The 21789-nt window shown below is 62.0% G+C and carries 17 protein-coding genes and 5 pseudogenes; 15 read left to right on the forward strand and 7 right to left on the reverse strand.

Going from position 1 to position 21789, the window contains the following annotated elements; translation table 11 throughout:
* Nucleotides 1-66: 66 nt before the first annotated feature.
* Complete coding sequence (locus tag H5V44_RS12970) at nucleotides 67-1101, forward strand: AIR synthase-related protein (RefSeq protein ID WP_185193555.1); 1035 nt, start codon at nucleotides 67-69, stop codon at nucleotides 1099-1101.
* A gap of 9 nt (nucleotides 1102-1110) precedes the next feature.
* Here the strand turns inward: H5V44_RS12970 and H5V44_RS12975 are convergent.
* Nucleotides 1111-1431: pseudogene (locus H5V44_RS12975) on the reverse strand (DUF309 domain-containing protein); the annotation flags it as partial.
* A 76-nt stretch (nucleotides 1432-1507) separates the two neighbouring features.
* Between H5V44_RS12975 and H5V44_RS12980 the strand changes: the two are divergent.
* The 3 genes and pseudogenes from H5V44_RS12980 (at nucleotide 1508) to H5V44_RS12990 (ending at nucleotide 3383) form a co-directional block, all read left to right on the forward strand.
* Entirely contained in the window at nucleotides 1508-2188 is a 681-nt protein-coding gene (locus tag H5V44_RS12980) for a hypothetical protein (RefSeq protein WP_185193556.1), read from the forward strand.
* Between the two features lie 30 nt (nucleotides 2189-2218).
* Nucleotides 2219-2722, forward strand: a pseudogene (locus tag H5V44_RS12985) (tyrosine-type recombinase/integrase); the annotation flags it as partial.
* Nucleotides 2723-2888: 166 nt separating this feature from the next.
* A complete protein-coding gene (locus H5V44_RS12990) occupies nucleotides 2889-3383 on the forward strand; it encodes a DUF309 domain-containing protein (RefSeq protein ID WP_185193557.1) in 495 nt (164 codons plus the stop codon).
* A gap of 41 nt (nucleotides 3384-3424) precedes the next feature.
* Here H5V44_RS12990 and H5V44_RS12995 read toward each other — a convergent pair.
* Nucleotides 3425-3583 (reverse strand): annotated as a pseudogene (locus H5V44_RS12995) (DUF309 domain-containing protein); the annotation flags it as partial.
* A gap of 60 nt (nucleotides 3584-3643) precedes the next feature.
* Here H5V44_RS12995 and H5V44_RS13000 point away from each other — a divergent pair.
* Nucleotides 3644-4462, forward strand: coding sequence for a succinylglutamate desuccinylase/aspartoacylase domain-containing protein (locus H5V44_RS13000; protein ID WP_185193558.1), 819 nt, complete (start codon nucleotides 3644-3646; stop codon nucleotides 4460-4462).
* Nucleotides 4463-4531: 69 nt separating this feature from the next.
* Here H5V44_RS13000 and H5V44_RS13005 read toward each other — a convergent pair whose 3' ends face one another.
* On the reverse strand, nucleotides 4532-4981 hold the full coding sequence (locus H5V44_RS13005) for a UPF0179 family protein (protein WP_185193559.1): 450 nt from the start codon (nucleotides 4979-4981) through the stop codon (nucleotides 4532-4534).
* Between the two features lie 764 nt (nucleotides 4982-5745).
* A pseudogene (locus H5V44_RS17295) lies at nucleotides 5746-6120 on the reverse strand (transcription initiation factor IIB family protein); the annotation flags it as partial.
* Nucleotides 6121-6544: 424 nt separating this feature from the next.
* Between H5V44_RS17295 and H5V44_RS13015 the strand changes: the two are divergent.
* From H5V44_RS13015 to H5V44_RS13040, 7 genes and pseudogenes are all read left to right on the forward strand, one after another.
* Entirely contained in the window at nucleotides 6545-7975 is a 1431-nt protein-coding gene (locus H5V44_RS13015; RefSeq protein ID WP_185193560.1) for a YjiH family protein, read from the forward strand.
* A gap of 197 nt (nucleotides 7976-8172) precedes the next feature.
* Complete coding sequence (gene hutU / locus H5V44_RS13020) at nucleotides 8173-9909, forward strand: urocanate hydratase (protein WP_185193561.1); 1737 nt, start codon at nucleotides 8173-8175, stop codon at nucleotides 9907-9909.
* A gap of 134 nt (nucleotides 9910-10043) precedes the next feature.
* Nucleotides 10044-10434 (forward strand): annotated as a pseudogene (locus H5V44_RS18200) (RNA-guided endonuclease TnpB family protein); the annotation flags it as partial.
* 14 nt (nucleotides 10435-10448) lie between these two features.
* Nucleotides 10449-11123 carry a M20/M25/M40 family metallo-hydrolase gene (locus tag H5V44_RS13025; protein WP_343067749.1) on the forward strand — a complete coding sequence of 225 codons (675 nt, stop codon included), beginning with the start codon at nucleotides 10449-10451 and terminating at the stop codon, nucleotides 11121-11123.
* 61 nt (nucleotides 11124-11184) lie between these two features.
* Nucleotides 11185-11628, forward strand: a complete 444-nt coding sequence (locus H5V44_RS13030; protein WP_185193562.1) for a RidA family protein — start codon at nucleotides 11185-11187, stop codon at nucleotides 11626-11628.
* 147 nt (nucleotides 11629-11775) lie between these two features.
* Nucleotides 11776-12759 carry a C-terminal binding protein gene (locus H5V44_RS13035; RefSeq protein WP_246403968.1) on the forward strand — a complete coding sequence of 328 codons (984 nt, stop codon included), beginning with the start codon at nucleotides 11776-11778 and terminating at the stop codon, nucleotides 12757-12759.
* Between the two features lie 89 nt (nucleotides 12760-12848).
* Nucleotides 12849-13973 (forward strand): pyridoxal phosphate-dependent aminotransferase, encoded by a 1125-nt coding sequence (locus H5V44_RS13040; RefSeq protein ID WP_246403970.1) that lies wholly within the window; start codon nucleotides 12849-12851, stop codon nucleotides 13971-13973.
* 1 nt (nucleotide 13974) lies between these two features.
* Here the strand turns inward: H5V44_RS13040 and H5V44_RS13045 are convergent, their stop codons facing one another.
* A complete protein-coding gene (locus H5V44_RS13045) occupies nucleotides 13975-15096 on the reverse strand; it encodes an ABC transporter ATP-binding protein (protein WP_185193564.1) in 1122 nt (373 codons plus the stop codon).
* A 78-nt stretch (nucleotides 15097-15174) separates the two neighbouring features.
* Nucleotides 15175-15825, reverse strand: a complete 651-nt coding sequence (locus H5V44_RS13050) for a helix-turn-helix domain-containing protein (protein WP_185193565.1) — start codon at nucleotides 15823-15825, stop codon at nucleotides 15175-15177.
* A gap of 584 nt (nucleotides 15826-16409) precedes the next feature.
* On the opposite strand from H5V44_RS13050, the gene hutI reads away from it, so the two are divergent.
* The 3 genes from hutI to H5V44_RS13065 all read left to right on the forward strand — a co-directional run bounded on the left by hutI (nucleotide 16410) and on the right by H5V44_RS13065 (nucleotide 20452).
* A complete protein-coding gene (gene hutI, locus H5V44_RS13055; protein ID WP_185193566.1) occupies nucleotides 16410-17630 on the forward strand; it encodes an imidazolonepropionase in 1221 nt (406 codons plus the stop codon).
* The gene (hutH, locus tag H5V44_RS13060; RefSeq protein ID WP_185193567.1) at nucleotides 17620-19194 is read left to right on the forward strand and encodes a histidine ammonia-lyase; all 1575 of its coding nucleotides are present in this window, start codon (nucleotides 17620-17622) and stop codon (nucleotides 19192-19194) included. The genes hutI and hutH overlap by 11 nt, the downstream gene beginning before the upstream one ends.
* Before the next feature lie 142 nt (nucleotides 19195-19336).
* Nucleotides 19337-20452: a glycerol dehydrogenase gene (locus H5V44_RS13065; RefSeq protein WP_221625715.1), complete on the forward strand. Its 1116-nt coding sequence runs from the start codon at nucleotides 19337-19339 to the stop codon at nucleotides 20450-20452.
* A 16-nt stretch (nucleotides 20453-20468) separates the two neighbouring features.
* Here the strand turns inward: H5V44_RS13065 and H5V44_RS13070 are convergent, their stop codons facing one another.
* Nucleotides 20469-21668, reverse strand: coding sequence for an extracellular solute-binding protein (locus H5V44_RS13070; RefSeq protein ID WP_185193568.1), 1200 nt, complete (start codon nucleotides 21666-21668; stop codon nucleotides 20469-20471).
* Nucleotides 21669-21789: the final 121 nt, after the last annotated feature.

Raw genomic sequence — 21789 nt, forward strand, 5'->3', positions numbered from 1 at the left:
GCACCCGTCCGGCCGACCCTCCCCGGCGAGCGCCACGTTCAAGCCCGCGCGGACGGACGCGGAGGTATGCCGAACCTCGGCAAGGCGGACCGGGCGTTCCTCGCCGACCGCGTGCTCCCGAACCTGGGCGCCGACCGCGACGATGTCGCCCTTGGCCCGGCCCACGGCGTCGACTTCGGGCTGCTCGACGTCGACGGCACGGCGCTTGCGATCGCCGCCGACCCGATCTCGATCCTCCCCGCACTCGGCTTCGAGCGCGCCGGCCGCTTCGCCCTGGAGTTCGTGCTCGCGGACGTGGCGGTGTCGGGGCTCGCACCGTCGCATCTCGCGATCTCCTTTACGCTCCCCCCCGAGATGGACGACGAGTCGTTCTCGGAGGTTTGGGACGCGATCAACGAGGAGGCCGCGGACCTCGGCGTCTCGATCGTCACGGGTCACACCGCCCGGTATTCGGGCTGTTCGTTCCCGTGGGTCGGCGGCGCGACCGCGCTCGCGGTCGGCGATCACGACGACGTGATCCGCCCGGACGGCGCCACGATCGGCGACGACATCCTGGTGACGAACGGCCCCGCAGTCGAGACCGTCGGCCTGCTGTCGACGCTGTTTCCGGACGCGATCGGCCTCAACGAGCCGACGCTGTCGACCGCGCAGGCGCGACTCGACGAGGCCGCCTGCGTCCGGGACGCGATGACGGCCGCGGCGGCGGGCGACGGCGGCGTCCACGCGATGCACGACGCCACCGAATGTGGGCTCTACGGCGCGTTCCTGGAGGTCGCAGCGAGCGCCGATGTCCGCCTCGCGGTCGACACCGACGGCATCCCGATCCGGCCCGGGGTCCGGGCGGCCTGCGACGCCCTCGGGATCGACCCCTGGGCGGCGGGGGCCGGCGGCACGCTCGTGATCGCGGTCGACCCCGATCACACCGCGGCGGTCCGGGAGGCCCTCGACGCGGGCGGTACCGCCGTCGGCCTCGCGGGGACCGTCGAGCGCGGCTCCGGCGTCGTCGTCGACGGCGAGGGGATCTCCCACCCGGAGGTCGACCCCGCGTGGGCGGCCTACGAGGAGTTGGCGGCGGCGAGCAACGGTGACGGGGACGGATGAGCGGGGCGTTCACCCCAGCTTTTCGGCGTACTCCCTGTCGGCAGCCCCCGCTTCCGGACGTGCGCCGTCGAGTTCGATCCGCCACCCCGCCAGTGCGCTCGGGTCCTCAAGCGCCGCCTCGAGGGTCGCCCGCACGTCCGCGACGTCGACGCCGTAGTAGTCGTCAGGAACGCCGCGGAGGTACTGCAGCGCGGTCCGAAACAGCGACCGCATTCCCGAATCGTCCTCGAAGTCGACGTGTTTGTACGCGCCCGCCGCAACCTGGACCATCCCGTGGGCGAAGGCGCTCTCGGTGGTCCCGCTGCCGTAGTTGTACCACTCGTCCTCGAAGACTGACTGCGCAGGTGTAAATAAATCCTAAGAACTATGCTGAGTGGTCATACTGGTGAAGCCGAGGCGCTCCCCTATGGCAAAATCAATGCGGGAGCGGTATGAGACCGCTCGTGAACGGATTAAGAATGATGAGGACGTGAGCGGCGAGGAAAGCCGGCTGATGCTCGAATTTTTGGATGCAAACGACCCTCGTCGAAATACCTATCAAATGCCCGACGGCAAGACTAAGAGTGACGGGACGCTCGCTCGCTACGCTCGAGCTCTTTGTCGCGTGGCGAGACACTTGGAACCGGATCTTACTGAGGCTACGGCCTATGACATTAACGCTCTCATGGACGACTATCTCAACGGCAACGTGGAGGAGATCAAAGACGAGGGGTTGGCAAGTAGTTCCGTGCGGAACTTCCAGGGACCAACGCGTCGGTTTTACCTTTACCACGAGGAGTTGAGGGTTGACCGTGAAGACATTCACTTTGCCGACCAAGACGAATCCCCTGTCGACGAGAGAGATATATTCTCCACTGAGGACGTGCAAGCACTCCGTGAGGAAGCGAAACGTCGTGGCTCCCGGGATGCTTGTCTCGTAGACTTGCTTCTCTATACAGGCCAAAGGCGGAGTGCTATTCTCAACCTTCGGCTTAAGGATGTGAAGCCTGAGGATGGGATATTCTACCTCAACGAAGACGACGGTGATCTAAAGGGTGCGAACGGGAAACGTCCACTCTTGGGAGCCAACAAGGCCGTCAGAGATTAGAAACGCCAACACCCGACGGGAGACCCCGAGGACTATCTCATCACGCACAAGCACGATCAGAGCAACCGTGACGATGTACGACCTGGGGACAAGTTGAACCCGAGTACGGTGTACCGGCAACTCAAACGTATTGGCGACGCAGCCGGCGTAGACAAGCCGGTAAACGCTCACAATTTCCGGCACTACTTCGTGACGGTGTGCAAGCGGGACTACGGTATGGATAACGATACAGTAAAACACCTCATCGGGCACGACCCAGATAGCAAGGTGATGGAACGAACCTATGCCCATCTCACCGATGAAGACCACATCGAGGCTGCTGAGGTGGCTCAAGGACTTCGTGATCCCGAGGAGGATAGCCCCCTTACTCCACCGGTCTGTGACCATTGTGGGGAGCCATTAGAAGGCGACTGGAAGTCGTGTCCCTACTGCGGGCTCGTATATTCCCCGGATGCCAAAGAAGCGGAAGAAAGGGTAGAAGCCGACGTGAAAGCCGACTACCGCGACACCGATCCCGAGGACACGGACACCTAGGGCAAGATCGACACCCTTGAGGAACTACTCGACGACCCCGCTGTGAAGGCCGCGCTACTGAAGAAACTTGGCGAAGAGTAACGTCACTCGCTGTCGTTCCCGTCAAACCATCCGGTTGGGGAAGCCGTCCGACGCGATTAGGTAGAAAGGACTGATAGACTGAACTATGGATGATCATACCCAAGACAATACCGTGGAGCCTCCTGCGTCGGGGAGTCCGACTGGGTGGGATGCTCATCGCGGCACGTCCAACGGGTGGGAACACGGCACACTCCGGCGAGCCGTAATTCACGGGGTACGGCTCTATAACACCGGAGAGTATCATATGGCGCACGATTGTTTCGAAGTGGAGTGGTATAATTATGGGCGTGGGACCACCGAGAGCGCGTTTCTTCACGGGATGGTACAGGTCGCGGCCGGCACGTACAAGCACGTCGACTTCGAGAACGACGACGGAATGCGTTCGCTCTTTCACACGGCGCTTGAATATCTCTCAGGGCTACCGTCGGACTATTACGGGGTGGATGTCAACAACGTGCGTTCCACACTTCAGGCAGCCCTTGACGACCCGAAAGCCCTCGACGGATGGAAAATCGAACTTGATGGAGATCGACCAGTGGGAACCTCTCCTGATTATGAGTACGCCGAACGATTAGGGTGACCGCTACGATTTAGTTACACTCACGAAATACCGACGGCCGCGTGGTAGTCGCCGGCGTTGTACAGCCGGACGCCGTGGACCGTCGCGCGCCGGAGGGTTCCGTGTTCCCACCCGTTCGACGCCGCCCGCCGCGGATCCCAGCCGGCGGGCTCGCCGGCGGTCGGCGGACCGACGGTGTCGTCGCGGGTGTGGTCGCCCACACCACCGGGTTTGCGCCCCACAAATAAAGAGATTTGACCCTTCGTCGCCTGGAACAGACAATGCGAATCTACGAACTCGGGGACGGCACCCCCGAGGTGTCCGTGGTCGGCGCGATCCACGGTGACGAACCCTGCGGCGAGCGCGCGATCGAACGGTTCGTCGACGAGGAGCCGACGGTGGAGCGGCCGGTCAAGCTGATCGTGGCGAACGAGGAAGCTCTCGACGCCGGCCGACGGTTTATCGACGAGGACCTCAACCGGGCGTTCCCCGGCGACCCCGATGCCGACACCCACGAGGGACGGCTGGCGCACGCCCTCTCGCGGGAGATCCGCGGGACGACGGTGCTGTCGCTGCACTCCACGCAGTCGTACGCCGAACCCTTCGCCCTCGTCGACGAGGTCGACGCCGTGACGCGGTCGATCTGTCCGCACCTTCCGATCGAGTATCTCGTCGAGACCGGCCGGTTCTCCGAGGGGCGACTCATCGAACACGCCCACACCGTCGAGGTCGAGTGCGGCCTCCAGGGGAGCGAGGAGGCGGCGGCCAACGCCTACTGGATTCTCCGGGCGTTCCTGTCGGCGACGGGCGTGTTGCCGGCGCCGGTTGCGGGCGACACCGAGCCGCCGCTGTCGCTCCGCCGGCGCGACGCCGACGAGGTGGTCGTGTTCAGGCTGCTGGATCAGATCCCCAAGGGTCCCGCCGAGGAGTACCGCGTGTTCGTCGACAACTTCCAGCGGGTGGCGCCGGGCGACCGGGTGGCCGCCGCCGACGGCGAGGCGTTCAGCGCCGACACCGAGTTCTATCCGGTTCTCCTCTCTGCGAACGGCTACGACGACGTGTTCGGGTACGCCGCCGACCGGGTCGGTACGCTGGCGTAGGCGGCCCGGGAACCGTCCACGGGGACCAGCGTCTGCGGCTCACGCGTCGCGGACGGCACCTGTCCCCGCTCACTCCTCGGGCGGTGCCAACTCCACGAGCGTCAGGTCGCGATCGAGGTAACAGAACTCGTGTGGGGGGTCACCGCGGACCTCCTCGATACGGTACTCCGTGTCGAACTCCGCGCCGTCGGGGACGCAGTACTCGTGGCTCGGACACTCGGTGTGCGGACACGACCCCGGGAGTCGGACCTTGCTCCCGGCGTAGGCGCCCTTCGAGGCGACGTTCACGGTCAGCGACGCGGGCTCGACCTCGACGGCGCGCACCCCGGAGTCGTGGACGGCACAGTCGAGCAGTTGGCCGTTCTCGCGGACCGACGTCACCTCGTAGCGGACGCCCTCGGTGAGGTTCAGACACTGCTGGCGGTAGGGACAGCCCTCACACGCCGACGACTCCCCGCCGTAGACGAACTCCGTCCCGGGCGTCGCGAGCCGGTCGCCGATGAGCGTGACGTTGGACATCTACAGTGACGTAGTCGACCCGCGCGGATAACAGTACTGTCGGGCGCCCGACCGTGCTGCGCCCGTCGAAGGCGGCCGCGACCACCCTCGACGGTCGACGTGCGAGGGGCGGCAAGCGACCGGCCCACTGAGGATTGCAGCCGGCCGTCGTTCGGCTGCAGCAGTTCGCTGGCGAGGCGGTGTACTTTCAGGACACGCCGGTAGTTGTCGGGGCCGGCCATCCCCGCGATGGCGGCGGCGACCGACACCGGGCTGCGGTCGCTCGTGATCGCCCGGAGAACGTAGAGGCGCCCCGCAGCGGGTTCCCGTTCCGGAGGTACTGATCCGAGAGCGAACACCGTGGCCACTCCGGGCCGTACGATCGGCAGTGCACTCCCGATCATCGCCGCGTGGTCAGGTCTCGGCGCACGGACTCCCGGCCGAAAGGAGCTCCGCCCGCCGAACCAGGCCCGATCAGTACAGTCCCTCGGGCGGTTCATTCGTCACGATAATACCGTCCGTTGGCTAGCAAAGCGCGTGGCGGCGGTCTGCTTTCTCGCGTTTTGGCTCTCGATGGTTGCGTTAGCGTTCGGAGTCCTGAACGCGTCGGACGGGTTTGGAACCCCATCGCAGACGATCCCGGCGAGCCTCACCGGATCGATCGGAGTCCCGCTGCTCGCAGGCGCTGTGTCTTGGATCGGTATGGTCCTCTCGTCGTGTCTGTACGAGAAACAAACAGTTTCCTGAGAAAATTATCTGAAAGCAGTAGTTGTGCAGGTGCGTTGTCAGGCTACCTGCTCCGCTACCGTCTCGTGATGCATTCGGAGGGTCGTTGGCGTGACGTTCGCTATGTCCGCGGCCTCGGCCTGTGTTACTCATCCACCCGCCTCCTGGCCGGCTGTGTAGGAGAAGGCCGCAGCGAAGCCGGCGGGATGGACGCCGGTCGTCCCGGCGGCGTCCTCGACCGCTTCGGCAAGTGCTCGCGCCCGGCGTCGGATACGCTCCGGACAGTCGAGATCGGATGCGAGCCGCGAGATGTACATCGTCGGCGTCGCGGGTTTGGCCGGGAGTCTCAACTCCTCGTTGAGCCTTTTGTATGCGTTCGTGACTCGCGATTCCCCGACCGTCGCGACCGCCAGGATGTCGTCGAGGAGTTGCGATCGGTCGCCATTCCTTCCGTCCAGATACGTATACAGCAGCCTTTGGTGTGCCCCGCTGATTCGAGACGCTCGGTCCCGTCGCATACCGGTCTGGCCCGATCACGCGTGGGACTCCCCCTCCGATCGGGGGGATCAAATCAAACGCGACCGCCGTCTCTCGTAGAGCTGATACTGTCGGCTATAGTCCCATGACGGATTTCGACACTCCGGGGTGTCGAAAATCTTCACGTAGTTATAGCCAACAGTATGAGGTGTAGCACTCGTTTGAGTAACGCAGAACCCTCTCGGACGCGGGTCGGCGTTCCTTTTTATGCGATTCCACAGGTACAGGGCGCGCGTCGACTGGATTTCATCCCGGTAATTCAATAAACCACCTCCAAGTGGCGGTATTCATTATACCATAAGTATTAGCATATGGTAGGGTATGGCTACCAAGCCCTCGGACAACGTATACACACTCGACAGTGAGCCATCGACGCGGGGAATCAGTGATGTCGACCTCAACACGTTCGATTCGGGGGCAGTCATCAAGTTTGTCGCTGCCTTCGCAATCGGGGCGTTCTTCTTTCTCCTGCCGGTTCCCTGGCAGGGGGAGATAACGGTCCCGTTCGATATCGTCGTCAGTCGGATCACGGAAACGTTCCCCGACGCGGTGGGGGTGTACGCGCTGGCGATCATCGTCGCGGGCGGCGTCCTCACGACCGTCGCGGAGCTTGACAAACGGGAGGTCCTTTCACTAGGATATGATCTGTCGTACTTCGAGAGTTCGGCCGTGTTCTGGTTCCTCCGTCTCGTCGGAGCGATCCTCGCTCCGGTGATGTTCTTCAAACTCGGCCCCTCGTTGCTCCATACGCCGGGGACGGGCGGGTTTATGTGGGGCACGCTGATCTACAGCGTCGGCGTCATCATTCCCATCGGGGCCGTGTTCATCACCATTTTCGTCGAACTCGGTGGCCTGGAATTCGTCGGAACGCTGGCGCGGCCGGTGATGAACCCACTGTTCAAACTCCCGGGCCGGGCGGCGCTCGACAGCCTCGCCTCGTGGGTCGGGTCCTACAGCGTTGGGTTCTACGTGACCCGTAACGTCTTCGAGCAAGGCGGGTACAACAAGCGAGAGGTGTTCACGATTGCGACGTGCTTCTCCACTGTCAGTATCGGGTTCGTGGGCGTCGTCGCCGCCACGGTCGAAATGTTGAATCTGTTCCCCCTCATCTTCTTCGCATACTTCGTCTGCGTCGTGATCACGGCCGCCATCCTTGTGCGGGTCCCGCCGATCAGTTCCGTTCCGGACGAGTACATCGCCGAACCGGATCCCGAGATTCCGTTTGAGGGCTCCCTCGGCGAGTACTTCCGGTTTGCCGTCAGTGAGGCCGTCGGCAAAGCTGCCGAGGGTGAAACCTTCCTCGGGGCTGCCAAACGTGGCTTCATCGATGGGCTCAAACTCACGAGCCTCATCCTGGGGACGATCCTCGCCGTGGGGCTCGCGGCGACCTTGCTTTCGGCGAATACGCCGACGTTCGACATCCTTGGTGCACCCCTGGTGCCCGTGATCGAGGCCCTCGGGATCCCGAACGCGGAGACTGTTGCACCCGCGACGATCGTCGGAATCACCGAAATGTACGTCCCGGTCCTCCTCGTCGTGGAGGCCGAGCCGATGGCCCGCTTCTTCATCGCCGTGCTGGCGGTGTCACAGCTCATTTTCTTCTCGGCTGTCGGCCCGATGGCGATGGATATGTTCTCCGACGTGCCGATCCGGTTCCGCGATCTCATCGCGCTCTTCGTGATGCGAACCGTCATCCTGGTCCCGCTGATCGCGGGCATCACCCACTTGGTTGCTGCAGCAGGACTGTTGTAGGTGAATGAAAATCTCCGGATGACAAGCTGTGGCTGGCCGCTTCTGAGCCCGTTGACCGGCTCAATCACGGAAGCCGATCACCAACATCAAAAGTCGGAGCGGGACCTCGTGGTAAGTAACCTGCTGGGACCGGCCATTTAAATCGGGCTCCGATAGGAGGGCGAACGATACTGGTTCTTAATTACTAACCTCTAGATATGGGGCCACAACAGACTGCCGCCGATAAGGAAGACCGGATCGGGGAGCCAAGCGATCAATGGAAGGAATACCAGGGCGCCCCGACGGGTACCGACATCGAGTGTAAGGGCTGGCGACAGGAGGCCGCTCTCCGAATGTTGAACAACAATCTGGATCCGGAGGTCGGCGAGGACCCCGAGAACCTCGTCGTCTACGGCGGCACGGGCCGTGCCGCACGGTCGTGGGATGCTTACGATGCGATCCTCTCAGAACTGCGCGAACTCGGCGATACGGAGACGCTGTTAGTCCAGAGCGGGAAACCAGTAGGTCGGTTCGACACACACAAAAAAGCGCCACGAGTATTGATTGCGAACTCGAATCTGGTCGGAAAGTGGGACAACTGGGAGCACTTCCACGAGCTCGAAGCCGAGGGGAAAATTATGTACGGCCAGATGACGGCCGGCTCGTGGGCGTACATCGGCACCCAAGGTATCATTCAGGGCACCTACGAGACCCTCGCGGAACTCGCCCGGCAGGAGTACGACGGCGATCTGGCGGGGAAGATCGTCGTCACCGGCGGCCTCGGTGGGATGGGTGGCGCACAGCCGCTGGCGGTCACGATGAATCACGGCATCTGCATCGCCGCCGAGATAGACGAAGAACGCATCGACCGGCGGATCGAAACGGGCTACTGTCAGGAGAAAGTCCAGGACCTCTCGGAGGCGATCAGGCGGGCGGAGGACGCTGCAGACCGCGGGGAGGAGTACTCGGTTGGCGTCCCGATGAACTCCGCGGATATGCTGGAGGCGATGTTGGAGCGGGACTTCGTCCCGGACGTCATTACTGATCAGACGAGTTCACACGACGTACTCGAAGGCTACTACCCGAGTGGGTATACGGTCGAAGAAGCCGACCGGCTTCGGGAGCGCAACCCCGAAAAGTACCGAGAGGAGAGCTTAGACACGATGGAGCGGCACGTGGATGCGATCCTCGAACACCAGAATCGGGGCGCGATCGCCTTCGAGTACGGCAATAATATTCGCGGTCAGATCAAGGAACACCGCGGCCGCGATGACGCCTTCGATTTCCCCGGCTTCGTCCCGGCGTACGTCAGGCAGATGTTCTGCCGCGGCCAAGGACCGTTCCGCTGGGCCGCGCTCTCCGGGGATCCCGAGGATATTTATCGGACCGACGAAGCGATCCGGGAGCTGTTCCCCGAGAAGGAATCGCTGCTGCGGTGGATCGATCTCGCCCAAGAACAGGTCCAATTCCAGGGGCTGCCCTCCCGCGTCTGCTGGTTGGGATACAACACCAACGATGAAGGGCTGACCGAACGCGCCCGGTTCGCGCTCCGGATCAACGACCTCGTTGCCGACGGCGAGATCGAGGCGCCGATCGTCGTCACGCGTGACCACCTCGACGCCGGCAGCGTCGCCAGCCCGAACCGCGAGACCGAGGCGATGAAGGACGGTACCGACGCCGTCGCGGACTGGCCGATCCTCAATGCGTTGCTCAACTGCGCGGCGGGTGCCGATATCGTGTCGGTCCACGACGGCGGCGGCGTCGGCATCGGTAACGCGCTCCACACGAACAATCACGTCGTTCTAGACGGCTCGGACCTCGCCGCCGAGAAGGCCGAACGCGTCTTCACCACCGATCCGGGGATGGGCGTCGTCCGCCACGTCGACGCCGGCTACGAGGATGCCATCGACCAGGCCGACTCCTCGGATGTCCCGATCCCGATGCGCGATCGGTGAGTGGATTGTAGAGAGTACACGGCGAAAACCCACCCCTTAGGGGTGGGATGAAGCCGACAGCTGGGAATCAAACCACCGGACAGTGGCCGGCCGACTCCCCAATATTTGCCAAGCACAGATTTTACGTATAAGATATAGAAGTCCGGCGTACTGTCCCCGTCACGCTCGACGTAGACAGTGAGGATGCCGCGCTTCTCGAAGACACTGTAGACACGTTTCTCCGGTGCGCCCAATACGTCGTAGACCACGCTTGCCAAGGCGAATACGTCGCCACCAGCAAAGCCACGCTGGAGGACGAAACCGACGACGACGTGCGAGAAGCCGCAGACGGATTCAACGGCGGGTTCATCCAAGCAGCGCGAAACAAGGCCGCTGAAGCGTCTAAAACCGTCGTTGTGCGCTGGAGGCACGGTAAGAAGGCGTCAAAAGCCGCGTATGACTTCGCCGCACGTCGTTTACGACCACCGTACCGCCACGTTCCCCGATTACTCCGTGTCTCTCGCCACCACAGACGGTCGGATTGAAGATTAGAGCTGCACATCGAGCAGGGAACGCGGTTGACTGAGGCCGGAGTTGGTGTCGGGATCGTCAAATCAATCGTTGGGATTAACAATCGCGAAGTCACGGTCGCGGGTGAGGCGGCTCACGCCGGCTCAACCCCGATGCTCGATCGCAGTGATGCGCTTGCGGCCGCCGCGGCGTCCATACTCGATCTCGAGAGCGCGGCCGAAGAATGTGCTACGGGAAGCGAAGCCGCCGTTGGAACTACCGGTAAGGGAGATGTTTCCCCAAACGCCCGGAATATCGTCCCCGAGGAGGTTCAGCTGCAACTTGATATTCGGGACGTATCACACGAGACGATGGACCGACTGGTCGACCGATGCCGGTCGCGCCTCGCTCGACTCCAGCGCCGTCGGGATGTCGAGACACCGCTGGAACGCTATCGGGATAGTGAACCGAGTCAGATGAGCGAACGCTGTATCTCCGCCGCCGGAGCGGCCGCCGAGGCGTGTGGAAGCGACGCCATTCGCTTACACTCGGGAGCGATGCACGACACCGCCAACGTCGCCGCGGTCACCGATGCCGGACTGCTGTTTGCACCCTCGGAAGGGGGTGTCTCGCACTCTCTTCGGGAGTGGACCGACTGGGAGGGCTGTGCGGTCGCTACCGCGGTCCTCGCCGAGACCGTCCGGTCGCTGGCACGGCGTGGCTGATAGTCCAGTTCCACCATACGGAGGGACCGACTCTTTGCGAATCGGTCGTCTACCCAGTGGTATGTCGCGATACACGATCAATCCACCACAGCTCAAGAATGCTCGCGAGATCGGCTACAACCACGCTATCGTCGAAGATGGAACATTCTTTATGGCTGGCCAGGTCGCAATGGACGAAAACTCGAACATCGTGGGTGAAGATATCGAAACCCAAGCACGCAAAGTCTATGAGAACGTTGAGATCCTCCTGGAAACGATCGGAAAAACACTGGCTAACGTCGCGAAAGTTACGACCCACATCGTCGATCCACAGACCCACTACTATGACGGGTACAAAGACGTGTACTGGGAGACGTTTGACGAACCGTATCCGTGCCACACGGTTCTCGGACACGACCAGCTAGCGAACGAGGACTACCTGATTGAGGTCGAAGTCGAAGCCCCACTCACGGAGCAAGATGTAGACGACATCACGCCCGACGGGGAGATCATACGTGAGGTTTGAGGAGCACCTCGCTATCCCACTTCAACAGGTATCGTTCTCACCCTACCGCTGCGTGGAGGAATGTCGCAGCTTAGTTTCTCCACTGAATTACGTCCTTCGCCACACGGAGGGGGAATCTACAATACGATCGACGGTTCGCGTTTCGGTATGAACGATGCGATCCGAGCGGTGATGCTAGATCCGGATTGGTTTGGCGATGTTGACGCCGAACGTGACCATTTCCGAGACCTCCTTGATAACGTCGTCGTTGAAGCGATCGACTGTCAGGAAGACGAGATCCCCGACCGCGTCGGGGAAGCTGACTTGCTACTGTCCCACTATACCGGCGTCTCGGCTGAGGTAATGGACGCAACGGGATGTCAAGTCGTGAGTCGCTACGCAACCGGAATCGACGGCATCGATGTCGACGCCGCTACTGAACGGGGCGTCCGTGTAACACGGGTACCCACCTACTGTAACGACGAGGTGGGGACACATATCGTCTCGCTGGCGATGGCGTTGAGCCGTGGATTGCCGATGTACGATGCGTCCACCGAGGACGGGACCTGGGAGTGGGATCTCGCAGCCCCCATCCATCCGCCCGAACGGCAGACCTTCGGGTTCCTCGCCTTCGGGAATAAGGCACAGGCTGCCGCGGAACGTGCCCGTGCTCTCGGTTTCGATGTGGCTTCTCACGATCCTTATCTTAGCGACGACGAACTGGAAGCGAAGGGTGCCACCCCGGTCAGTTTCGAGGAGCTGCTCGATATTTCGGACGTGCTCTCGCTGAATACGCCGCTCACGGACGAGACCGAGGAGATGATCGACGCTGACGCGCTTGCTCGGCTCGACGATAACGCGATCCTGATCAATACCTCACGCGGGCGTGTCGTGGATGAGACCGCGCTGATCAACGCACTCGAAGCCGACGAACTCCGCGGTGCTGGGTTAGACGTTCTCGCCCGGGAACCACCCGACCCCGACAACCCCCTGCTCAGTCGCGACGACGTCATCGCAACGCCACACGCAGCCTGGTATTCCACCGGGTCGGAGGAGACACTCCGTCGCCGGGGCACCGAAATCGCAGTTGCCGCCCTCCGTGGGGAAGAGGTCGACGGGCTGGTCAACACGGACGTCCTCGGGGAGGCGTGACCGCCATACGGAGGTGGTAGCATTTACCCGGTGGTTTCGGAAGGTGGCTTATGTCGCACACTTTCGAGTTTACCGACCGAATGGCACGGATGCCACAGTCGGGAATCCGCGAGATATTTGATGCCGCACAGGCCTACAACGACCTCGCGGATTTGAGTATCGGCGAACCGGACTTCGCGACGCCCGAGCCCGTCGCTACCGCGGTGGCCGACGCTATCGGAGATGGTACCAGTGGGTACACACAGACCGTGGGACGGGCGGACCTCCGAGGAGCGATCGCGGAGAAACTCGCAAATACAAATGATATTCAGGCTGACCCGGTGACAGAGGTGATGGTCACTCCCGGGGCGATGGGTGCGCTCTTCGCCGCAACGCAGGTTCTGGCCGATTCCGGCGACGAGGTACTGCTCCCCGACCCGTACTGGTCGAACTACCACGGACATATCGCCAACACGGGCGCGGACCTCGTCACCGTCCCGACATCCGCCGCGGACGACTTTGTGCCACGACCTGAGGCCATCGCCGAACGGATCACAGACGGTACCGTCGGGCTGATTCTGAACACGCCGAATAACCCCACGGGTGCCGTCGTTCCGCCATCGACACTCCGAGAGATCGGCGACCTGCTTGTCGAACACGACGTCTGGGCGATCCTCGACGAAACCTACGAGGATCTGGTCTATGACGGCGCGACGCATCACTCGCTCGCCAGTGACGACGAGTTCTTCGAACGGTCAATCACGGTCCACAGCTTCTCGAAATCTTACGCGATGACGGGGTGGCGGATCGGGTACGCAACCGGCCCGGAAGACGTGATTGAGCGGATGCGTGTCCTCCAAGAACACACGGTCTCGTGTGCCTCCGAGCCCGCCCAGGTCGCGGCGATGGCAGCGCTTGATCATCCCGGGGTCGCGTCGAGGATCCACGACGCCTTCGCCAGCCGGCGGGAGCTAATCCTCAATCGATTGACCGACATCGCGGGCGTCGATCCCGGCACCCCACGCGGCGCGTTCTACGTGTTTGCAGATGTCTCGGCGTTGACTGACGACACCAGCGAGTTCACAAAACAGTTGCTCTCCGAAGGGGTGGCGGCAGTCCCTGGATCAGTGTTCGGCGAAGCGGGGGAGGGATTCCTGCGGTTCTCGTACGCTAACGACCAGACGGTGATCCGGCAGGCGATGGACCGGTTCGAACGCGCGGTGGAGACGCAGTGATTTATTGATTGTAAACGAATACCTCGGCGGCGTCCCACCCAGCGGTGATGACATCGCCACGGTCGAAGACCGTCTCGGGGTCCGGATCCTGGTGTGTCACGTCGATCACAGCATCCAGTGAGGCGACCGAGATCGTGTACTGTGTTTGATCCCCCTCGAAAGCAACCTGTTCGACGGTCGCTTCGTAGGCGTTGTCCGCGTCAACATCATCGTGATCAAGGGCGATCTTTTCGGCCCGGAGCGCGATCCGGACATCGTCGCCAACTGTGACCCGGTCGTCACTCTCGACTGTGACCTCCCCACCGCCGACGGCGACGGCGGCCCGTCGACCATCAATCCGGTTGACTGTCCCGTCGAGCATTGTCGTGTCGCCGATGAAACCCGCGACGAACGGCGTCGCCGGCTGTGCGTAGATCTCCTTCGCCGGTGCAAGCTGTTCGAGTGCGCCGCCGTTGATAACGGCGATCCGATCGGCCATCGACAGTGCTTCGGTTTGGTTGTGGGTGACGTGAACGATAGTCAAATCAGTCTCCGCGTGGATCCGTGTAAGCTCGCTACGCATCTCCTCGCGAAGTTTCTTGTCGAGCGAACTCAACGGTTCGTCCAGCAACAATAGCGTCGGCTCGTAGACGATTGCCCGTGCGAAGGCGACGCGTTGCTGCTGCCCGCCCGAGAGGTCTCCGACCGGTTTGTTCTTGTAATCGACGGGTAGCTGTACCAGTTCGAGTACTTCGTTGATTTGGCCGTCGATGTCCTCGGGATCCTCTCGGCGCATCTTCAGCGGGAAGGCGATGTTTTCCTTGACGGTCATATGCGGGAACAGCGCGAGGCTCTGAAACACGAGTCCGATGTTTCGCTCGTTCGGCGGCTCATCGGAGACCGGACGATCGTCGATGTAGATCTCGCCCTCCGTGGGTCGCTCGAACCCCGCGATCATGTGTAAGAGGGTCGTCTTGCCCGCTCCGCTCGGACCGAGAATCGTCATAAACTCCCCGTCCCGGATCGGAATCGATACGTCGTTGACCGCTACGAGCGAGCCGTACCGCTTCGTGACGCGGTCAATCTCGACCACGGTTTCCTCCTCTTTGTCGCCCCCACTCTCGGATACCTGCTTGGATACCATTCCTGTGTGAGGGCTATTCACCCACACAAAAATAGATACACCCCTCCAAGCGGAGGCTTGGATAAGTACGACCCGCGTTCATACCGTGATGTACTCGACGATGTTCTTCACGAGCTTATTCTCCGCTCGGCGCAGATGCTCCTCGAAAGTGCGCCGCGAGATGTCGAGTTGTTCGGCAATCTCGGCCGTAGTGGTTTCCCGTGGGATCTCGTAATACCCCTCGTCGATAGCAGTGAAAATGGCTTGCTTCTGACCGTCCGAGAGGTTCGGTAGCGCCGAGTCCAACATCAACAGCGGCACATCCGGGACCACCGATTCGATCTCGTGTTTCGACTCGACATCGACGTAATGATCGCGGTTGATGTCTTGGTAGACTCCGGTCAACTCAGCCTCGGTCAGTGAAACGATACGGGTCAGGAGCGTCCCGTGATCGTACGTCAACGGCGGTAGCGAGAGGGAGTTGTGGTCTTTGAGATACTCTTCGAGGAGGTCGTCGTGTGAGTCCAGCAGGCAGTTCTCGGTGATGAGCACAATCTCTTCGTCCTTGTGGACGATGTCCTTGATCCCCACTTCGTCCGAGATCATAGACAGCGACGGATCCAGATCCTGCCCAGTTAGATGTAGCAGATCGCAGTATCGGTTACACCACAGCTCCACCCGCGCGTCGTTTTGCCTCGTGATTGCGGCATATGGGCTGTCGTGATCGATTCTGAGAGTCGCTTCGTACATAGTTATCGTTACTCACGGACCATTCACCTGTACTACATTTAAATCGCTCGCCATATGATGGGTCGCGTTTCATTGCTACCTTCCCAGTATATCGGGGTAGAATGTCCGAACAACAACGCGATGTTCCGAGCGAGCGCTGGTGGAGGTATCGGGGCCCGCCAACCGGCATCGAACTCCAAACAAATGGCCTGCGCCAGCCCAGTGTCCTGACCGTCACCTCTGCACTCGCTGGCAACTGGGAACACCTCCACGAACTCAAAGACGGGGGAAAGATCGTGTGCGGCCAAAGGATCGCAGGTCGGGGGCCTCCTTCGGTACCGGAGCCGTCCTCCGATAGAGCACCCACTCACCGGCTGAATGTGTCTACCAATACTACGGTGTCGACCCGGAAGCCGGATCGTTCTCACCGCCGATCAAGAAAGGGTTTGAGTGTGACGTGCCACGCCGACGATCCATATGAGGACGTCATAACCGAAGCCGAACGATCGAATGTCACTTCGATCCGGGATCGATTCTAATGTCCCTAAAGTCCACGGAGTGGCACTGTCTGGTGACGGACCACGGAACGACCCCGGGTGATTGTCGTGGCTGAGTACACCGTCGTCCACGATGCCGCACAGTTCGTCCGGAACCGCGATGAGGGACTTGATGCCGTTCCGGACGCTGCTGTCGTCGTTGAGGACGGCACTGTCGTGGCGGCTGGACCGAGTGTCGAGGTGGTTCAAGAGTACCCCCCCGAGAACGCCGCAGTCGCGATCAACGCCGATGGGAAAACCGTCCTCCCAGGGTTCGTCGATCCCCACACTCACGCCGTCTTCGCGGGCGACCGAGCCGACGAATTCACCGCAAAGCTCCAGGGGAAAACGTATCAAGAGATCGCCTCAGAGGGTGGCGGCATCCTCCGGACCGTCCGAGCCGTCCAAGAGACTCCCCGCAAGGCGCTGGTTCGGAACCTGCTTTCTCATCTTGACCGGATGCTCGCCCACGGGACCACCACCGCCGAGGTCAAGTCCGGATACGGATTAACCGTCGAAAGCGAAACGAAGCTACTGGAGGCGATTCGTGAGGCGGATAAGCGACATCCCATCGATCTCGTTCCGACATTTATGGGCGCACACGCCGTCCCCGAGGGGTGGGACACCGACGACTATGTCGATCACGTGATCGAAGAGCAACTTCCGGCCGTCGCCGATCGCGGACTGGCGGAGTTCTGTGATATCTTCTGTGAGACGGGCATCTTCACCGTGGAACAGTCCCGGCGGGTGCTTACAGCCGGCCGAGAGTACGGGTTGACCCCGAAGATTCACGCCGAGGAATTCGAGCGAATCGGCGGTGCGGAACTCGCCGCCGAACTCGGCGCCTCGAGTGCAGATCATCTTCTACAGGCGACCCCGGAAGACGCCCAAGACTTAGCCAGGGCTGACGTGGTGCCCGTACTGCTTCCGGGGACGGCCTTCGCACTGGATGCCGAGTATGCCGACCCCGAGCAGTTTGCGGCCGCGGGCACAACAGTCGCGATTGCGACGGATTTCAACCCAAACTGCTTTTCGCAGAGTATGGAATTCACCGTTGACCTCGCGTGTCACGGGATGCGAATGGACCCTGCGTCGGCCCTCCGGGCGGCGACCGCCGGTGCCGCCAGTGCCGTCGACCGTCCGGATGGTCCCGGACGGCTTCGCGAGGGGGACCCCGGCGACCTCGTGATCGCCGACGTCCCCGATTACGAGCATATGCCGTACAACTTCGGTGTCAGTACTGTCGAGACAGTTCTCAAATCAGGGGAGGTTGTCCACGATGCCCGATGAGGTGCGCATCGACGGCGAGTCTCTGACACCGGAAGACGTTGAGGCGGTTGCACGCGGGGGTGCTTCCGTCGTCGTGCCAGAAGAGGCCTGCGAGCGTGTTCGGGAATCACGGGAACGAGTAGAAGACATTGTTGAGTCCGGCGAAGCGGTCTACGGGGTCAATACGGGATTCGGCGAATTGGTCCGGGAGCGAATCTCAGCGGAGGATATCGGGGAACTCCAACGTAACCTCCTCCGGAGCCACGCCGCCGGAACCGGCCGGGAGCTGGCGACCGAAGAGGTGCGTGCGATGCTCGTTACCCGGATCAATGCCCTGGTTAAGGGCTATTCAGGGATCCGCGAGCGTGTAATAAGTCTGCTGGTCGGGATGCTCAACGAGCGGGTCCACCCCGTGGTGCCTGAGAAAGGGAGCCTCGGCGCGAGTGGTGACCTCGCGCCGCTTGCACACTTGGCGTTGGTTGCGATCGGGGAAGGCGAGGCACGCATTGACGGCGACCGTCTGCCCGGCGACGCGGCGCTCGCTCGCCGCGACCTCACTCCTATCGATCTGCGTGCCAAAGAGGGCCTCGCTATGATCAACGGGACGCAACTGACCGTTGGGCTCGGTGCTCTGATAATTCAAGACGCCGAGCGCGCGGTCCGTGCCGCCGACATTGCCGGGGCGCTGACGACCGAAGTAACGATGGGGACGACCGCCGCCGCCCACTCCCGGATCACCGACGTGCGCCCTCACGAGGGCCACCGTGAGTCCGCTCGGAACGTCCGCCTGCTTACTGCTGGATCGGGAATTGTTGAGTCTCACCGCAACTGCGACCGGGTCCAAGACGCCTACTCCGTCCGGTGTCTTCCTCAGGTTCACGGTGCGGTCCGCGACGCCGTGTCCCATCTCAGATCAGTGGTCGAGACAGAACTCAACAGCGCGACCGACAATCCGCTTGTATTCGACGCCGACTCGGTCGATGAGCGGGCCAGCGGGACCGACACCGCCGCAATCCTCTCGGGTGGGAATTTCCACGGCGAACCGCTTGCACTCCCCTTAGACTATGTTACGAGCGCGCTGGCGGAGCTTGGAGCTATCGCCGAGCGCCGCGTGGATAGGATGCTCAACCCTGAGATCCAAGAAGACCACCTCCCACCATTCCTAACGGAGAGCAGTGGCCTTCAGTCGGGGTATATGATCGCCCAGTACACCGCAGCCGACCTCGTCAGTTCGACCCGAAATCTCGGGCGTCCCTCCACGGACAGTATTCCCGTCAGCGGCAACCAGGAGGATCACGTCAGTATGAGCGCCCAAACCGCCCGTTTATCCCGGGAAGCCATCGAGAACGTCCTCCACGTCGTCGCGACTGAACTGGTGTGTGCGACGCAGGCACTCGACTTCGTGGCCGACGGTCTCGAACCCGGCGATGGGACCGGCGCCGCGGCCGTGCTGGTCCGTGAGCACGTTCCACACCTCGACGAGGATCGCCCGGTCGCCGACGATGTTGAGACCGCACGTGACCTCGTCACCGATGATACGCTTTTTGAATGGGTTGAGAACGCTGTCGACGGCAACCTTCAATAGGTATGTCACAACATTTCCGAGCAACCGCGTTATCGTCCGATCGTTCCGTTTTGCGTCCTGCATTGGGGGGTTCCACCCGGGTGGTTGTCACTCACCCGGGACGGAAACGTAGTATGGACTGGCAGACGGATTCCGACACAGTATGGGGGCGCCCGTGACCCGCATCTTCCGTTCGCCGAGCGCGTACGTTCAAGGGCGCCACGTAATCGACAACATCGGCGAACACGCCCAAACCGACGGGTCCCGCGCCGTGATAATTGCGGACCCGGCAGTCCGTGGGATCGTCGGCGATTCGATCCGATCGGGGCTGGAGGCCACTGGACTGACCACTGATTTCGTTGATTTCGGCGGAACGTGCACCGACTCCGGGATCGACCGCGCAGCCGAGGAAGCCGAGGGAGCTGACCTCGTGGTCGGGGCGGGTGGCGGACGGACCCTCGATACTGCGAAGGCCGTCGCCGCCCGACACGATACCCGGATGGTGACGGTTCCCACCATCGCCTCGACCGATGCGCCGACGAGCAGCCTTTCAGTCGTCTACACTGAAGAAGGGGAGTTCGAGGAACTCCGGTTCCACGGGGTCCACCCTGACTTGGTCCTCGTTGACACCGCCGTCATCGCGGCCGCGCCCATCCGTTTCTTCAGGTCGGGAATCGCGGACGCAATCGCAACTCGGTTCGAGGCCGAGACCGCAATCGAGGCGGGCGCGGAGAATGTCTTCGGCGGGCAGTCGACCCGGGCTGCCCGCGCTATCGCCCGCGAGTGCTTCCGGACGGTCGAGGCCCACGGCGAGAGCGCCCTCGCGGCGGTTGAACGCGACGCCGTCACTAAAAACGTCGAGTCAGTCGTCGAGGCCGCCACACTCCTGAGCGGAATCGGGTTCGAGAGCGGTGGGCTCGCGGCGGCCCACGCCGTCCACGATGGCCTCACGCGGATCGAGCCCACGCACGACGCGACGCACGGCGAGAAGGTCAACATCGGTACGCTCACACAACTCGTCTTGGAAGGCCGGGACATCGAAGAGTTCCACGACATCGTCGATCTCTCGCTCGACCTCAATCTCTCCGTGACGCTCGCCCAAATCGGGCTGACGGACCCGAGCGACGAGCAGTTGCGGACGATTGCCGAGGCGGCCTGCCAGCCGCAGGAGACGATCCATAACGAGCCGTTCGACGTGTCGCCAGAAGCAGTCCGGGAGGCCCTGGTGACCGCCGACGAATTAGCGCGTCAGCGACGGAACACCCGCGAACCCGGATAGCCGACGGGACTGGCCGTCAGCCGCCCATAATCTCGTTGACCCTGCTCTCCCAGTCAGGCTCGTGTTCCGTCAGGACTTCCAGCGATGGCGTAATCATATTGCTGAACTGCTCTTCGCTCGTCGGGAAGGCGACATCCTCGACCATCCACCCTGGGATCTCCGCGTTGGGGTGAAGCGGCGCGACACCGAGATTCCGGCACCAGGGACCGATATTCTCACCGCTTGCGGCGGTGTTGATGTACTTCTGTCCCCAGTAGGTATGTGAGTCGTCGAGGTTCTTGGGGATCCACATCGTGTCGCGGCCGGCGCGTGCGCCCTCCTCAGGGATCGTGTAGTCGACCGGCGCGCCCTCGTCTCGCGCGTTGACGATGTTCGCGGGGAGCATCACCGACATCGCGACCTCGCCTTGCCGAAGGTTCTGGGTGAGCGTCGAGTCGTCCCCGATGGCGCCGACGTTTGGTTTGAGTTCGCGATACTTCTCCCAGACCGGCCCCATCTCCCCGACCGGCCCCAACTCCGTGTCGGTCATCTTTCCGATGACCGGAGTCACGCCGTGACCGCTGGTGTAGAGGCCAATATCGTTGTCCCACTGGTCCTCCCACCAGATGCTCCAGGAGGTCGGTTTCGAGTCCAGCCGGTCGGTGTTGTACGTCAGCGAGTAGGTATACGAGTAGAGGTTAACGAATGGCCACTCAGCGCCCTCGGCCTCGGGCTTCCCCGCCGCCAGGAGATTTGTGATGTTCGGCACAATCTCCGTGTCGAGCGGCGTCATCAGGTCCATCTGAAGCGACTGGAAGCTCGTCTTCGTCAACGACCATTGTACGTCGACCGGTGGCGTTCGGTCCTGTCGGATCGCTGTCCGAATCTTTGCCTGCATCTCGTCTTCGTTGGAGTTGTCGTACTCAACAGGGATTCCAGTCTCCTCGGTGAACGGCTTCGAGATGTACTTGTGGAGGTTATCCTGCCAGGCGCCGCCCCACGCCCGGACCGTGATCGAATCCGGTTTCGGAGGGACGCTGCTCTGCTCGGTCATTCCGCCGTTACTGTCGTCTCCACCATCGCTCGTGTCTTCACCGGAGCCCCCGTCGCCGCCGGAGCCGCCGCCACCGCCGCTGCATCCGGCGAATGCGATCGCCGACGCTGCCCCTGCTGACGCGAGGAAGTGTCTCCGTCCGATGGTCTCTCTCCCCTCCGTGCTACTGTCACTCCTTCTCATATCTCGTTTCAGGGATATCTATTCAAAGGTATACAAATATGCCCACCATACGGTAACATATTTATTAATCCCAGCGGCTTCCGCTCTGGGAGTGTTCAATTATATCCCTTCCGGATATCGG

Origin of the sequence: Halobellus ruber (genome assembly GCF_014212355.1) — an archaeon.
In the GTDB taxonomy this organism is placed as follows: Archaea; Halobacteriota; Halobacteria; order Halobacteriales; family Haloferacaceae; genus Haloquadratum; species Haloquadratum rubrum.

Excerpts from the sequence above, each read along its gene's own strand:
- H5V44_RS12980 (WP_185193556.1), top strand. The coding sequence starts at position 1,508 with ATGGCAAAATCAATGCGGGAGCGGTATGAGACCGCTCGTGAACGGATT.
- H5V44_RS13050 (WP_185193565.1), bottom strand. The coding sequence starts at position 15,825 with ATGTACGAAGCGACTCTCAGAATCGATCACGACAGCCCATATGCCGCA.
- H5V44_RS13005 (WP_185193559.1), bottom strand. The coding sequence starts at position 4,981 with ATGTCCAACGTCACGCTCATCGGCGACCGGCTCGCGACGCCCGGGACG.
- H5V44_RS12990 (WP_185193557.1), top strand. The coding sequence starts at position 2,889 with ATGGATGATCATACCCAAGACAATACCGTGGAGCCTCCTGCGTCGGGG.
- H5V44_RS13000 (WP_185193558.1), top strand. The coding sequence starts at position 3,644 with ATGCGAATCTACGAACTCGGGGACGGCACCCCCGAGGTGTCCGTGGTC.
- H5V44_RS13070 (WP_185193568.1), bottom strand. The coding sequence starts at position 21,668 with ATGAGAAGGAGTGACAGTAGCACGGAGGGGAGAGAGACCATCGGACGG.
- H5V44_RS13045 (WP_185193564.1), bottom strand. The coding sequence starts at position 15,096 with ATGGTATCCAAGCAGGTATCCGAGAGTGGGGGCGACAAAGAGGAGGAA.
- H5V44_RS13015 (WP_185193560.1), top strand. The coding sequence starts at position 6,545 with ATGGCTACCAAGCCCTCGGACAACGTATACACACTCGACAGTGAGCCA.
- H5V44_RS13040 (WP_246403970.1), top strand. The coding sequence starts at position 12,849 with ATGCCACAGTCGGGAATCCGCGAGATATTTGATGCCGCACAGGCCTAC.
- H5V44_RS13035 (WP_246403968.1), top strand. The coding sequence starts at position 11,776 with ATGAACGATGCGATCCGAGCGGTGATGCTAGATCCGGATTGGTTTGGC.
- H5V44_RS12970 (WP_185193555.1), top strand. The coding sequence starts at position 67 with ATGCCGAACCTCGGCAAGGCGGACCGGGCGTTCCTCGCCGACCGCGTG.
- H5V44_RS13030 (WP_185193562.1), top strand. The coding sequence starts at position 11,185 with ATGTCGCGATACACGATCAATCCACCACAGCTCAAGAATGCTCGCGAG.
- H5V44_RS13065 (WP_221625715.1), top strand. The coding sequence starts at position 19,337 with ATGGGGGCGCCCGTGACCCGCATCTTCCGTTCGCCGAGCGCGTACGTT.
- hutH (WP_185193567.1), top strand. The coding sequence starts at position 17,620 with ATGCCCGATGAGGTGCGCATCGACGGCGAGTCTCTGACACCGGAAGAC.
- hutU (WP_185193561.1), top strand. The coding sequence starts at position 8,173 with ATGGGGCCACAACAGACTGCCGCCGATAAGGAAGACCGGATCGGGGAG.